General features: G+C 40.0%; 15 protein-coding genes, 1 pseudogene and 1 CRISPR repeat array. Of the genes and pseudogenes, 7 read left to right on the top strand and 9 right to left on the bottom strand.

Translation table 11 applies throughout. The features are described 5' to 3' along the window. Window positions 1–54: 54 nt before the first annotated feature. On the bottom strand, window positions 55–513 hold the full coding sequence (locus tag VB693_RS28005) for a helix-turn-helix domain-containing protein (protein ID WP_323269114.1): 459 nt from the start codon (window positions 511–513) through the stop codon (window positions 55–57). Between the two features lie 76 nt (window positions 514–589). Here VB693_RS28005 and VB693_RS28010 point away from each other — a divergent pair, with 76 nt between their 5' ends. The 5 genes and pseudogenes from VB693_RS28010 (at window position 590) to VB693_RS28030 (ending at window position 4,213) form a co-directional block, all read left to right on the top strand. Further along, window positions 590–1,492 carry a tyrosine-type recombinase/integrase gene (locus tag VB693_RS28010; RefSeq protein WP_323269115.1) on the top strand — a complete coding sequence of 301 codons (903 nt, stop codon included), beginning with the start codon at window positions 590–592 and terminating at the stop codon, window positions 1,490–1,492. A gap of 274 nt (window positions 1,493–1,766) precedes the next feature. After that, entirely contained in the window at window positions 1,767–3,125 is a 1,359-nt protein-coding gene (locus VB693_RS28015; RefSeq protein ID WP_323269116.1) for a transposase, read from the top strand. 155 nt (window positions 3,126–3,280) lie between these two features. Next, window positions 3,281–3,553 (top strand): annotated as a pseudogene (gene tnpA / locus VB693_RS28020) (IS200/IS605 family transposase); the annotation flags it as partial. A gap of 87 nt (window positions 3,554–3,640) precedes the next feature. Continuing rightward, the gene (locus VB693_RS28025; RefSeq protein ID WP_323269128.1) at window positions 3,641–3,865 is read left to right on the top strand and encodes a uroporphyrinogen-III synthase; all 225 of its coding nucleotides are present in this window, start codon (window positions 3,641–3,643) and stop codon (window positions 3,863–3,865) included. Between the two features lie 24 nt (window positions 3,866–3,889). Further along, the gene (locus tag VB693_RS28030) at window positions 3,890–4,213 is read left to right on the top strand and encodes a hypothetical protein (protein ID WP_323269117.1); all 324 of its coding nucleotides are present in this window, start codon (window positions 3,890–3,892) and stop codon (window positions 4,211–4,213) included. Window positions 4,214–4,480: 267 nt separating this feature from the next. Here VB693_RS28030 and VB693_RS28035 read toward each other — a convergent pair whose 3' ends face one another. The 8 genes from VB693_RS28035 to VB693_RS28070 all read right to left on the bottom strand — a co-directional run bounded on the left by VB693_RS28035 (window position 4,481) and on the right by VB693_RS28070 (window position 10,099). After that, window positions 4,481–5,266 carry an MGMT family protein gene (locus VB693_RS28035; RefSeq protein WP_323269118.1) on the bottom strand — a complete coding sequence of 262 codons (786 nt, stop codon included), beginning with the start codon at window positions 5,264–5,266 and terminating at the stop codon, window positions 4,481–4,483. A 61-nt stretch (window positions 5,267–5,327) separates the two neighbouring features. Next, window positions 5,328–5,942, bottom strand: coding sequence for a Uma2 family endonuclease (locus VB693_RS28040; RefSeq protein ID WP_323269119.1), 615 nt, complete (start codon window positions 5,940–5,942; stop codon window positions 5,328–5,330). Between the two features lie 170 nt (window positions 5,943–6,112). Next, window positions 6,113–6,691, bottom strand: a complete 579-nt coding sequence (locus VB693_RS28045; RefSeq protein WP_323269120.1) for a hypothetical protein — start codon at window positions 6,689–6,691, stop codon at window positions 6,113–6,115. Window positions 6,692–7,106: 415 nt separating this feature from the next. Further along, a complete protein-coding gene (locus tag VB693_RS28050) occupies window positions 7,107–7,496 on the bottom strand; it encodes a helix-turn-helix domain-containing protein (protein ID WP_323269121.1) in 390 nt (129 codons plus the stop codon). Window positions 7,497–7,518: 22 nt separating this feature from the next. Then, entirely contained in the window at window positions 7,519–8,358 is an 840-nt protein-coding gene (locus tag VB693_RS28055; RefSeq protein ID WP_416233434.1) for a hypothetical protein, read from the bottom strand. Window positions 8,359–8,461: 103 nt separating this feature from the next. Further along, entirely contained in the window at window positions 8,462–8,659 is a 198-nt protein-coding gene (locus tag VB693_RS28060; RefSeq protein ID WP_323269123.1) for a hypothetical protein, read from the bottom strand. Further along, a complete protein-coding gene (locus VB693_RS28065) occupies window positions 8,652–8,969 on the bottom strand; it encodes a hypothetical protein (RefSeq protein WP_323269124.1) in 318 nt (105 codons plus the stop codon). The genes VB693_RS28060 and VB693_RS28065 overlap by 8 nt, the downstream gene beginning before the upstream one ends. Before the next feature lie 122 nt (window positions 8,970–9,091). Next, window positions 9,092–10,099, bottom strand: coding sequence for a hypothetical protein (locus VB693_RS28070; protein WP_323269125.1), 1,008 nt, complete (start codon window positions 10,097–10,099; stop codon window positions 9,092–9,094). 176 nt (window positions 10,100–10,275) lie between these two features. Between VB693_RS28070 and VB693_RS28075 the strand changes: the two genes are divergently transcribed. Both VB693_RS28075 and VB693_RS28080 read left to right on the top strand, forming a co-directional pair. After that, window positions 10,276–10,761 carry a helix-turn-helix domain-containing protein gene (locus VB693_RS28075; protein WP_323269126.1) on the top strand — a complete coding sequence of 162 codons (486 nt, stop codon included), beginning with the start codon at window positions 10,276–10,278 and terminating at the stop codon, window positions 10,759–10,761. Window positions 10,762–10,918: 157 nt separating this feature from the next. Next, entirely contained in the window at window positions 10,919–11,818 is a 900-nt protein-coding gene (locus tag VB693_RS28080; RefSeq protein WP_323269127.1) for a hypothetical protein, read from the top strand. A 264-nt stretch (window positions 11,819–12,082) separates the two neighbouring features. Then, a CRISPR array of direct repeats spans window positions 12,083–13,374; the repeat unit is 37 nt; unit sequence GTTTCCAAAGCCTATTACCCCGCAAGGGGACTGAAAC. Window positions 13,375–13,434 lie beyond the last annotated feature (60 nt).

The raw sequence follows: 13,434 nt of genomic DNA on the forward strand, positions 1-13,434 counted from the left end.
AGATACGTGTAAAAACCTGCAAGATGGTCTGGAAAGCATTGCTATATCTAGGTTTCAGCGATTTACGCTTCCATCCTTATAAGGCTTTCCACATAGTGGACAAAATTTATACCTTAACGACACCACCAACTCACCACAATTCCGACAACTAGCCCGCAATTGCGTACCGCACAGATAACAAAACTTAGCCCTAACATTTCCCCACATCGGATCAGCAGCACCCCCAGGATTCCAACATTGGGGGCAAAACTTAATCGCTGGCATTGGCACAACCTCTTCCCCCCTAACAACAGCCTGCAAATACTCAACCGGCACGGACAAAGCCAAGGCAAGACCGCTAAGAGTTTTATGGCTGAGTTTCATCGTCAGTCCCCGTTCAATCTTCCCCACAGACCGAGAATGAATACCAGCAGCATCGGCTAACTCAAACTGAGTTAAATTGAGTCCCTTCCTGATCCGCAAAACATAGTCAGCAAGAGATTCTCCAGGTTTTGGTGTCTTAAAAGTATCCATAAAATGCTGTCAATGCTCTTACCTAAAGATATATAATTTATGAATAAATTACCTGGCGAAAAACACACTTTTTTCAGTGAAGCAAGCTGTCACATTAGCCACCGTCGCCGTCAAATTTTTAGAAAGGACTGGGTTAGCACCCAGTACCATCAAAACCTACGAAATAACTCTCTTGAGCTTACTAGCAGAGTATGGAAGTTGGTCAATCGAAATTATCAGTAAGCAAACATTAGTTGAGTATCTAGATACACTTTCACATTTAAAATACACAACCCACCACAAGCATCAAGCAATACTGCAAAGCCTATTTAACTTTGCAGTTGAGCAAGGATATATAAAATCCAACCCAATTCGGGGATTAAAACAGCGTCCCCCACAACGAGAAAAAGGCGAACATAAAAGTGACGATACAATAAAATACCTAACACCTGAACAGTTAAATATACTCTACAAAGTAACCAAAGATGACCTGCGGATGTCTGCAATAATTCATTTATTGCATCGGACAGGATGCAGAATTGGAGAGCTTTTAGCCCTGAATTTATCAGATATAGATATCAAAAATCAAAAATTTCAGGTATTGGGAAAAGGAAACAAACATCGTTGGTGCTTTTATAGTGATGATGCAGCCAAATCCCTAGATAAATATTTCCAGCACTCACGCCATAAAAATATCGACGCACTGTTTACAGCACAACATCCAGTTACCCTCAAAGTCAGTAGAATTAGCTACTACACATTGCACGATTATTGGCGAAAAATCACCAGTACATATCCCGAATTAAACGGTGTACGCATCCATGATTTACGTCACACTTATGCTACCGAACGGGTAGGATTAATCAGTATAGAAGAGTTACGCTCACTCATGGGACATGAAAGTATTCAAACCACTTTACGTTATCAGAAAGTTACTTCACAAAAAGCAGAATCAGCCGCACGTCATGCTTTAAATATTCTGATAAACCCAGACAGTTAGAATCAACCTTTATTGCCTATTTATCATCTGCAAAAACAGCATTGTTCGCCAAAAAAGTGCGGAAATTAATTCAATTAATTATCTGTACCCAAAAGAATATAAAATACTATGGGGTTGAACAGTGAGAGGTCAACCGTTATCTAGTTATTTTGGGCATTTTGTATGTTGTAAATATTACTTTAATGACCTTAATTGACCGTACCGCATATCCTAAATTTAAACGCTAACACGGGTAGCAACAGATGTCGATGAGATTTGCTCGGATGGAAAACAGGTGACAATTAATAAGGACGGTGAACCTGTACTGAAGCGGTTAAAATCACCACCTGAACCCAAGGAAGTGGAAGAATTAGAGTCGAAAATCCGTGAGTTGATGCCGGAGCGTAGTGTTTTAGACATACTTTGCAATGTCGAGCATTGGCTGAATTGGACGCGACATCTCGGACCGTTGTCAGGAAGCGAACCAAAATTTAAACAGTCTGCGGAGCGTTATATTTTCACGACTTTTGGCTACGGGTGTAACCTCGGACCAAATCAAACCGCTCGCCATTCTAGGGGTGTAGTGACATCTCACATGATTTCTTATACCAACCGTCGCCATATCAGTACGCCGAAAATTGAGGCAGCAATTCGGGATATCATCAATGCTTTCAACCGTTTTAGTTTACCGTCAATTTGGGGTACGGGAAAAAAAGCGGCGGCAGATGGTAGCAAGTTTGAGATTTACGAGAATAATTTACACAGCGAATATCACATCCGCTACGGTGGGTATGGGGGTATTGCTTACCACCACGTTTCTGATAAATACATAGCTTTGTTCACTCACTTTATTACCTGTGGTGTTTGGGAAGCTGTGTATATTTTGGACGGACTATTAAAAAATCTTTCGGACATTCAACCGGATACTTTGTACGCAGATACACAAGGTCAGTCAGGACCCGTGTTTGCGATTTCTTACCTTCTTGGTATTAAATTGATGCCACGTATCCGTAACTGGAAGGATCTTACTTTTCTGCGTCCTAGCGAGTCAGCAACTTATAAGTACATCGACCCGTTATTTAAGGGTGTGGTCAACTGGAATCTAATTAAAACACACTGGCTTGACATGATGCGGGTTGTGCTATCGATTAAAGCGGGGAAGGTAATGCCTTCTACTCTTCTACGTAAGTTGGGCAGCTATAGTAAAAAAAATCGTCTCTATCAAGCGTTCCAAGAATTGGGTAAAGTTGTGCGGACGATGTTTCTGCTGGAATATATTTCCTCTCCCAAAATGCGAACTGAAATTACAGCGGTAACAAATATTGTAGAGAAGTACCATGATTTTCTAGATTGGGTCTGTTTCGGTAAAGATGGCACGATTACTGAAAATGACCCGATTGAACAGGAAAAACGGTTTAAATACCTAGATTTGGTTGCCAGTGCGGTAATTTTGCACAACACAGTCGATATGTCGTTGGCGATTCAGACGCTAATGGCACGGGGCGAACCTATTCATCAACGATATATTAAGGCTTTGAGTCCTTTTATTACGAGGCATATCAAGCGCTATGGAGATTATGTGGTGAATTTGCAGTCGATTCCACAACCTTTAGAAGCTGCGATTAATCTGCCACCGGAAATCTTTGAAACCTAGTCACAGAAAGCTTGGACAGACCATCTTGCAGGTTTTTACACGTATCTCGGCTCAATGCCAGTCCAAAGATAGAATTATTCTAAAATAGCCTTTTTTATAGATGTCCATAAAGATATGGTCATCAAAGCAATACCTCCAGGGAGGCTACGTCTGTAGAAGTAGTCAAAAAAATGGATTTTCAAATACTTGAATTTAATGGAGAGTCAGATTACATTCACACAGTAATTGAGTTTCCCCCTAAACTTTCAATATCTCAAATTGTTAACGCTTTAAAAGGTGTATCCAGTCGTAGATATGGTCAAGCTGGATATCCTAAACCCTATGGTAAACAAGCTTTATAGAGTCCTAGTTACTTTGCGTCTTCGGTTGGATGTGTGCTGCTGACCGTACTTAAAAAATACATCCAAAATAAAGAAAAGCCGTCGTAGAATGACGGGGTTTTAGACCCAAATTTTTGATAAAAACCAAACTCTATCTGAAGGACATGAGGCTGAAAAACTACTCAAGAAGGTAAAATTGATGTGATCACATTTGCCAGTCCGAAGACAGTAGGATGCTTATATCAGTTGATTACATCGATTAATGCCGAATCTGCTTTAGAAAATATTTGTATTGCATCTATCGGGCCAGTCACCTCAGAGGCTTGCCGAAATATTTTGAACAGGGTTGACGTTGAAGCTAATCCTTATACTCTTGATGGTTTAACGACTGCTATTATGGAGTGGGAGCAAAAGATTTAATGTTCAAAAAATAGAAAATTGATTATGAAATTATCAGATTTATCTACAGAAACTCTAGAAAAAATCAAGCTAGTTAGGTGGAACAGGATTATTGAGAAGCACGAAGGACCAGAAGATTGGGAATCTGTTTTGGAATATGAAGAGGCAGAATTCATCGAAATTGAAGGGTGTGCAGTATTATTGCCTGTGGATAAATCACATCATCCCAATATCAGTATAATACGTTCTATATGGAGTAGAGATAACAATTCTGTAACACTGTTCGTATCCGATACGACCTATGAAGATGATCCATTTTTTTCGGGATTTATAGCAGTGTGCGATGGCGTAACCGCCCAGCGTAGCTGATCGCCTGAAAGGTGAAGAATTTTTCTTGGCAATTTTGTATCATGAATGGTTCATTATTGAAAGACCATCAGTTTTTGAATAAAGAATTATTAATAATTTTTTAAAAATAGCGTAAATAAAAATAATGGTTAGACCACCTTAATTTGTCAGTTAGTTTTATTGATTCTGTGCAGCCTGAACAAAAGCTTGAAAAATTTTTTGATGGCTAGGATCGTTAATGGAAAGCTAAGGATGATGTTCATGTAAGCTCAAGTTTAAGTTTTATTTTTAATTTAAATAAAGTTCATTATTTTGATACAAGTATTTACTATAATCTATAAAGTTTTTAATTGAACTGTTAGATAAATCTGAATCAATCAAAATTTGAATACCTTCCAACTCTAATTCATTCTTTTGGTTAGAGACGTACTTTGTTAAATAACCTTGAGAATCTAAGATACGGTGAATGGGATAATCATCGGCAGATGTCTTTTTAAGATAAATAGGAATAGCTCTAAGGTAGCTGTTATCTACTCCAATGGCTTGAATTATCTGTTTGTAAGTGACTACTTTACCTGCTGGTACTTTGAGGATAAAGTTGAGAAATCGCTCATAAGGATTTTCAGATAATGCTGAAAATTTATTAGTTTCAATGTGAACATTATCTCCGATACAAATTGTACCCGAATTGATAACTACGCCTAAAATACCTCTTTTAGCATGAAGAATTTTTAAGGAATCAACTAAATGTGCTATCCGTTTGCATGGCTCACAATGAAAAGTTAAACGAATAGCAGCTCCATTATCAAAACTTATAAGAGAACCAGGAACGAAGTTCTTAGGTTGTATCCCGGCTATGACAATATTCTCTCGTAGTTCTCCAGGTGGAATTCCTAATTCTGAAATGTCTTCACATCTAACAACTAACAATTGCCTGGGACTGATTGGGTTGGCATTAACGTCTCCTTCAATACCATGACCTTCTTTTAAGCTGAATTCCTCAACTTCTTTCATTATTGACTTATGTTCCGGTTTAATATAAAGATGTGAAATATAACCTTCTTTACTCAACATATAACATTAAACTTGTGCAAATTTATTATCAAGATTAAGGAAACTTTGTCGTAACTAATGCTTACAAAGCGGAATCAAAAATTTGTTGTGCTGTCAATTTGAATTGAGCAAATAAAGGTGATACAATCACATCATCTCCTCTAAACACAGTCATTTGATAATCGCCATCAACTAAATTACAAATGGTGATAGTTTGTTGTTTAGGATTACCAGTAAATCTTTTGCCACCTAGTGCAGCATAGTCCACAATCCAATACTCAGAAATTCCCATTTGCTCATAATCTCTGAACTTGTCGTAGTAATCATCTCGCCAGTTGGTGCTAACTACTTCAATAACAATTGGTACAGAGGCAGCTTGAATAACAGTCGATTGCTTGCTCCACAGAGGTTCATTAACAAGATTGTCATGATTTAATACCAAAATGTCGGGAGAATAGGTCGAATTATTGATCTCAATTTTGATAAAGGCAGTTTTAGGGATGCGAAATGGAAGTCCCATTTGCAAGAATTGAAAGGTGATCTGTGCTGCCAAAAATCCAATAACATTTTCATGTTCGCCAGTAGGGGGCGGCATTTCTACAATGACTCCTTGATGTAACTCATATCGCACCCCGTTTGAGGGATACCACTCGATAAATTGTTCAAAGGTTGCTAACTTGGGTAGGGCTTGAGTCATCTACCACCTCCACATATATTTAGGTAGTTTTTGAACTACCCCACCCTAAGCTTTCAGTTTAGAAGGTGGGGTTTCTGCATCATCATCTGTAGATTAAGATTTTTGAAGTTTCCTTTGACCTAGTGCGTTTACAACGAAACTTTGACGGTGAAATAATCAGCAGAATTTAATTAATTCTCTTGAGTTAGCTGTGCCTGTAAATGCTGCACTTGCTCTGGTGTTAACCCTGTTACACGCACAATAACTTCAGTTGCAATCCCCTCACGCAATAGATTGAGTGCAACTTTTTCCAAAGTTTCCTCTTGCCAACTGGTAACAATTTCCATAATTTCCTCCTGTTCATCTAACCCCATTGTACTGATTGCTGCTTGAAAAACCTGTTTTTCAGTATCATCCAAACGCAAATAGGTATCCACAAATCCAGAAATCAATTGCATCCGGGCTGGGTCTAATTTTAAGGTTGCCAGCAATCGCAAACATTCTGCCTTAACCTGTGGACGTTCTTGCTGCGGAATATTCATTTTCGACATTAATGCTGCGGCTACTGGATTAGGTTGAGTGAGAAAATCCCGCCAGCTTAAACGGTTTAATTGAATGGCTCCAAATTGAAATTCTAGTACATTTAAGTCTGGAAACGCCACGCGATAAATTTGCGGTTCTGCACGCTTTGGTTCATCAAAAGAAAAAATAACAACTGGATAAATTGGTAAGTCGTATTTCTCATGCAGCCGAGCAAAATACTTAAACATCCGCTTGGCAAAGATTTTTTCAGTATAAGATTGATTCTCGACATGAATTAAAAAACAAGTTTCTTGTCCTTGGTAACGTACCTGCGCCAGTAAATCAATTTCCTTCTTTTCTCCAGAAGTAACATCTGTAAATACTTCCTGGGGTAAGAATTGAATTGAATTGAAGTGCGGTCTATTTGACTAGATACTTGCGGTAAAAATAAATCGAGAAATTCCACAAAAAAGGTAGATAATAATTCTTTGAATAATCTGTCATGGTCAATCATAATTTATTGTCTAAATTATTCATATCAACTATGCAAACACTATACCTTAATTAAGGGTAAATTAAGTTTTTATATTAGATAAAATAAGAAATAGCGACTCAATCTTGGAATCGCCTTTTTCCAATTAATGTTTTTTGTCTGTAATATAATTAACCCACCAAATACCTAATAGCTTGTTGATCTAAAGATGCAATTAGATTTCTAATTCTGCGAGGAGGATTTTGAAAGAATCGCTTTAAATCCTGACTTTTAATTTGGTACTGATGAACAGATGGTTTGATAGCTTTGAGCCAACCTCGTTTTACCCAAGCCGCAACAGTACCAGAATCTACCTGCAATACTTTAGCGACTTCATTGCAGCTATAGTTATCAAGAATGGGACGCACAGAGTAACCCAAATAATGAAGTTTTTTCCTGATGCCTTCGAGACTGCGGTAGTAACCACGTCTTTTTAAGCGGAATGCTATTTGTTTTGGAGTGTAAGATTCTGCCATTTCTTCAAGAATTTCTATCTCTTGGGGAGTCCATTTGTAACTCATGATTCACCTCAAATATTCTGAATTATTGGGAAACTACTTCTAATTTTGTTGCTTGTAAATGCTGCATCCATGACTTAATAGCAGTTAACTCATCACTACCATTAGCAACTGCATAAAGAACTTGCTGTTCATACGAATGTTCAGCATGATTGGGGTTATCAAATTTATCGGCAGCCCAGGACAAACATATGGTTTTTACGAGAGAATCAATCTTGCTAATGGGCAATTGGCTAGGACTACTAACTTCTTGAAAATGCAAATATTCTTTGACCAAATCCAGAGGATAATTCAGTAAATTGCGAATGTGTTTCACTCGTAAATCTTGAGGATGTGCTACAGGTTTCGGTTGTGTTTGTTGTTCTGGAATTAGTGGAATAGACGAAAATGATCCACCCAAACGAGATTGAATATCAGCAATGATTGATGCCCAGTCTGCATTAGCATCCCATTCTCTGCGGATTTTAACTTTAGTCGTAGCATCGTATAATCGACAAAAAACTGTGTTCTCATCACCGCTAGTAACAGCAATGATTACGGGTTTGGAGAAGTCGTAAACTTGAGAAGCTGCGAGTAGAAATGTTTTGGCGAAATTGGTTTCGATGCCAGTTCTGACAATATATATTTCATCTGCTGCAACAACAATATCTAACTTAATGTTGTCCTTACCCTTAAATTCTTTTGCTGTTATTCGCAGTTCTGATAAATAACCAGCTAAACCTTTTTGTTTGACAGGAATGGTTTTATCTTCGTCAATTATGTAATGATACCAGAGATAAGACTCGCCGCTTGATTCCCCATTTTTAACATAAAGATAAACGGGTTCAGGAGGATTGCAAAAACCTAGCTTTATTTCTGTCATTATATTTCACCCTAATGTGCGAAAAACAGTTTTTTGTAGTAAGATGTTAAGTTCACAAATACTAGCAGTCACCCGAATTCATACAGATAATTCGGGTGAGTTTTCTTTAATCAGAAGTATTTGCTGTATCAGTAAATTGTTGATTTTTCTCTAGCTCACACTGGAGGTAAGACAAAGCAGTTTGAGCATCACCAATAGTTAAATCGGGATGATACTTAAGTGCTAAAAAGTCTGGATGTTTAGCAATTTGAGATATCAGGTATTGACTATCTTTAACTAGTTCCATAAGACTGAGATTAGACATCGGTTAACCCTCCCGCTAATTGTTCTTGTAGTACCTTTATCTGCTGCTGATGCTGTTCAATTTCTGCCTGTAGTTGTACCTGAAGTTCTGCAACAGAAAGCAGTTGAATTTGATCATCGAAATAAGACCGAACTTCTTCAGAGTTTTTGTCAGTCAAAATAAAATAACGCCAGCCTGCTCCGTATTCATGAGCTAACAAAGTATCAGTAGCGTAGTATTGGATACCGATGATTAGCCCTTGTTGTGTGCGCTGTCCGATGGTGAATCGTGGATATTCCCAGCCTTTGGGTATGCTGATGGTTGCTTGCATGATTTTGGTAAAGGAAAAAGTGGAACTAATTGATGCTTTATGGAAAAAAAGAAGGTAAATGTTTATACTTGAAGCCAATAAACAGTCAAATTGAGGTGGGCGATAAAAACCCACCTATTCCTTTACACAGCAACTAATTCCCGACAGTCTGACGCTGGTTCATACTCCCGCAGCAGTTCCCATTCCTCAGATGTCAACAAGTGAAAGGGTTTGTCTAGTAGTTCCTTACCAGAACAATTCTCAGACAGCAATTCACATGAAAATATTTGCTGGGGTTCTAAAGAAGCTCGTACATAACAACAAACGCCGTTCTTGTAGACAAATTCCACTAGTCTTTTGTCGCTGTAGTAAATCCCATCGTCTAGCAGTTCCAACCCCTGCTTCTCGCACTCAGCGAAAATCTGTGTCATGATTTCGTTGCCTGTGGTGCAGGATTCTACAAATGGTTTTTGCGCTGGCAATAACCCCGCTTGATACTGCTGCTTGACGTAACTGTTGCATCTGGCAGATGTGGTATCGCGGAAAATCTCTTGCCCGTTGATAATGACTCGCCAGTACAAGTTTTCGTGATTGTCACAGTCAAAGCTGATGCTGGCGACTAATTCACCATTGACGAGGGCTTCGTGGTCATAGAAACAGATTTCAGAAATGGTGGGGACTTCTGGAATTTCACCTGGGATTGGTGAGTTAAGTGTGCCATCCTTGTGATGCCAGTTGATGAAGCGTTGGCATCTGGTAAGGGTGGTGTGGCGAAACTTTTCCTCACCGCACACCATAACTACCCAAGGCTGGGTGACAAATTCGCTGTGGTCGTAGCTGATGTAGGCGATGAGTCTTTTACCTGCGTAGACTTCAAAGTGGTGACGGTTGATTTCTACAGTGGTGAAGCTTTCAGGTGCTACAGCTTCGGCTTGGTCAGCAATAAAATTCTCTAGTTCTTCTTGAGCAATCGCTTGTTCATCAACTTTCTGAACTTGGGTGGACTGGTAGTGAGCGATCGCGCTAATCCAAGAATCCTTGCAACGTCTGTCGCTTACCTCAATTGTGCAGCCGATTTCGCTGTAGATTTGCTTGAGCCGGGCAATGGATTTCAGTTGCAGGTGTTGATGAGAGTATATTGGGTGAGTCATAATGGAGATTCCTTATTATTAGGGACAGAGAAAGCACTTCAGATTGGTAGTCGGGGGTGCTTTCTCTTATTCTTATTATGCGCTAGTTTTTTAGCGGTGTCAACAATATTTTAGCTACTAACGCTAGAATATTAGCATATTTATCACAAAGTAACCGCTAAAAAGTTATGGTTTATATGGAAAATGTTGATTTATGGGAGCTGCCATTTGTGGCACTTGAAGAGAGAAACTCGTTGCCGGATGAACCTTGTGTTTATTTAGCAATAGACAAAGATAATTCGGTGCTGTACGTGGGGATGTCTGAAAATCTCAAGCAGAAATGGAAAAGTCATCCCAAACTAGAAGCCTTAAGCCGTCTTGAAGGTGTGAAAATCTCGTACATTAGAGCTGAAGCTGAGTTGCTTAGAAAGCTAGAGAATGCTCTAATCAAAGTTTTCAAACCACCTTTGAATATAGAGGACGTACCCAAAAAAGGTATTGCAGCTTTAAGAGAAAAAATGGGGTTAACTCAAAAGCAACTAGGCGATTTAGTTGGAGTTGATACATCGACAATCAGAAATTGGGAATATGGCAAAGGTTCAGAAACTTTTGCAAAAGTAGCAAGACTATGTAAAGTGCTGGAATGTGATATAGAGGACTTGTTTGAGGAAGAAGCAGTTTGATGATTAAAGCTGCTGTTATCATCCTTTTGGTGTGTTTATGTGTCATTAGACACTACACCTATAGCGGCCTATATCTACCCAATTATCAATTCTTGCCAAAATTTTTGGTGCAATTGACTTCTGAGAAAATCTCATTGAACTAGAACAGGGTGGACTCATGAACAACCCGCCCCCTAAGCGCAAAAAAGCTAACTCTGCCACATCCAGCAATCCAGAATCGTCAACCTCAGATATTAACCGTTCAGAAAATCCAGCTTCAGCAACGATTGATGTGGTTGCTGTTGAAGTTCCTGAATTGACCCCAGAAGAACAGAGCGATCGCTTGCACCTCGAACGCAAAGTCGAAAGGGCTTTTTTCGAGGCGGGTAAAGCACTGGCAGAATTACGCGATCGCAGGCTTTACCGCTCTACTCATTCCACCTTTGAAGAATATTGCAAAGATAGATTCAGTTACAATCGTTCTCGTTCTTACCAGCTAATTGATGCGGCAGCTGTTGTGGACAATCTGCAAAAATGTCCACAAATTGTGGACATTTTACCAACAGCCGAAGGACAAGTACGCCCTTTAACAAAGCTAGAAACTGAACAACAGCAGGAAGTATGGCAGCAGGCAGTGGAAGAAGCTGGTGGTAAAGTGCCGACTGGTAGGATTGTGAAAGATGTTGTGCAAAGGATAATCGAACGCACCCAAGTACCAAACAGCTACCAGATTGGGGAAGTGTGCCAAATTTTAGCGAAAGACAATCCCGAACTCAGGGGCAAAGGCGGGTGTTGGGCTATTGTCACGGCAGTCAATGACTTCAGTTGCACCGTGAAAATCTGGAATGGAGAACTTACAGTTGGGCTGAAGCATCTAAAGTCTTACAACTACCTGCCTACCGAGTGTGAGCAGATGCAGGTGATCTGCGATCGCATCAATCGGGTGTATTCGAGTGCGCTGGAAGAATCGGTGCAGAGGTTTTTGGAGTCACTGGGGAAGCTGAAGCGGTCTTATTTGACTGCGGTGGAAGAAAAGCTGTTGAGTGTGATAGAAAGAGAATACGGTGTTGTGGACTGAATTAAAGAAAACACTCGACAATATAAAGATACTCATCATATGATTAGGGAATCAGCTTGATTTTTGGCAAACCTATAGTGAGGTCAAAAACCCTGGGGGTTTGCCAAAAACGCCAGAACCATGACAACATAATGATTACAGCGTTTCTATACTTAGGGAAGTTACAAATTACTTGCAATAATGACGGCTGAAATCGACCTGATTTTGAGGTTTGTCAAAATGCTTCCCAGGAAGCCTGCTCCGTAACAGTTTCAGCACCGGGCAGTTTCCAAAGCCTATTACCCCGCAAGGGGACTGAAACCTGTCTACATGATGATTGAAGGTCATAGGGAGTTAGGTTTCCAAAGCCTATTACCCCGCAAGGGGACTGAAACGATCCATCATCTTACTAAAAAACCCGATATGCTTTGTTTCCAAAGCCTATTACCCCGCAAGGGGACTGAAACCCTTGATCTATGGCGTGCTGGTGCTATGGACTGGGAAAAGTTTCCAAAGCCTATTACCCCGCAAGGGGACTGAAACAACGTAAATCTCACAACTGCAAAGAAGGAGTGTCAAAGTTTCCAAAGCCTATTACCCCGCAAGGGGACTGAAACTGATCACACTGATACTATTTAAGGACTGGTCTGAGGTTTCCAAAGCCTATTACCCCGCAAGGGGACTGAAACTATTCTTCTTCTGTTACCTCACTACTTTGATAATGTTTCCAAAGCCTATTACCCCGCAAGGGGACTGAAACTTACGTGTGGACAAAATACTTCATGTTCTGAGTAAGAAAGTTTCCAAAGCCTATTACCCCGCAAGGGGACTGAAACCATTAAGGAAGCATAGTAAATGATAATAGGACACGTTAGGTTTCCAAAGCCTATTACCCCGCAAGGGGACTGAAACTTCACTACTTATTGTCTTATCTGTGTTCATATTTTTCGTTTCCAAAGCCTATTACCCCGCAAGGGGACTGAAACAAGGTGCATCAGGGTCAGCCGCAGCAATCAAACTAACGTTTCCAAAGCCTATTACCCCGCAAGGGGACTGAAACAAATGTATTTTGTGATGGAGGACACTGAGAGGTGTCCGTTTCCAAAGCCTATTACCCCGCAAGGGGACTGAAACACTAGTATGGACATTCATAATCAACCACCTGTATCTGGGTTTCCAAAGCCTATTACCCCGCAAGGGGACTGAAACCATTTATGTGCGCCATATTTTTGGCGCACATAGTCAAGTTTCCAAAGCCTATTACCCCGCAAGGGGACTGAAACTTGACCGTAGATAGCTTAATTGAGTTAGGGCTAAAAGTTTCCAAAGCCTATTACCCCGCAAGGGGACTGAAACACCATTATTTTTCTAGCCGTGAGAATTAGGTAAAAAAAGTTTCCAAAGCCTATTACCCCGCAAGGGGACTGAAACCCATTCCAAAGGGCAACTACTAAATTGCACCTATCGTTTCCAAAGCCTATTACCCCGCAAGGGGACTGAAACCTTATTCACAATGGTTTAGTGGAACTACAGTACCTAGGTTTCCAAAGCCTATTACCCCGCAAGGGGACTGAAACATTACCCGCCAACACAACTTTATGCTGTCCGTTCAGTTTCCAAAGCCTATTACCCCGCAA

The organism is Anabaena sp. UHCC 0399 (assembly GCF_034931465.1).
Lineage (GTDB): Bacteria > Cyanobacteriota > Cyanobacteriia > Cyanobacteriales > Nostocaceae > Trichormus > Trichormus minutissimus.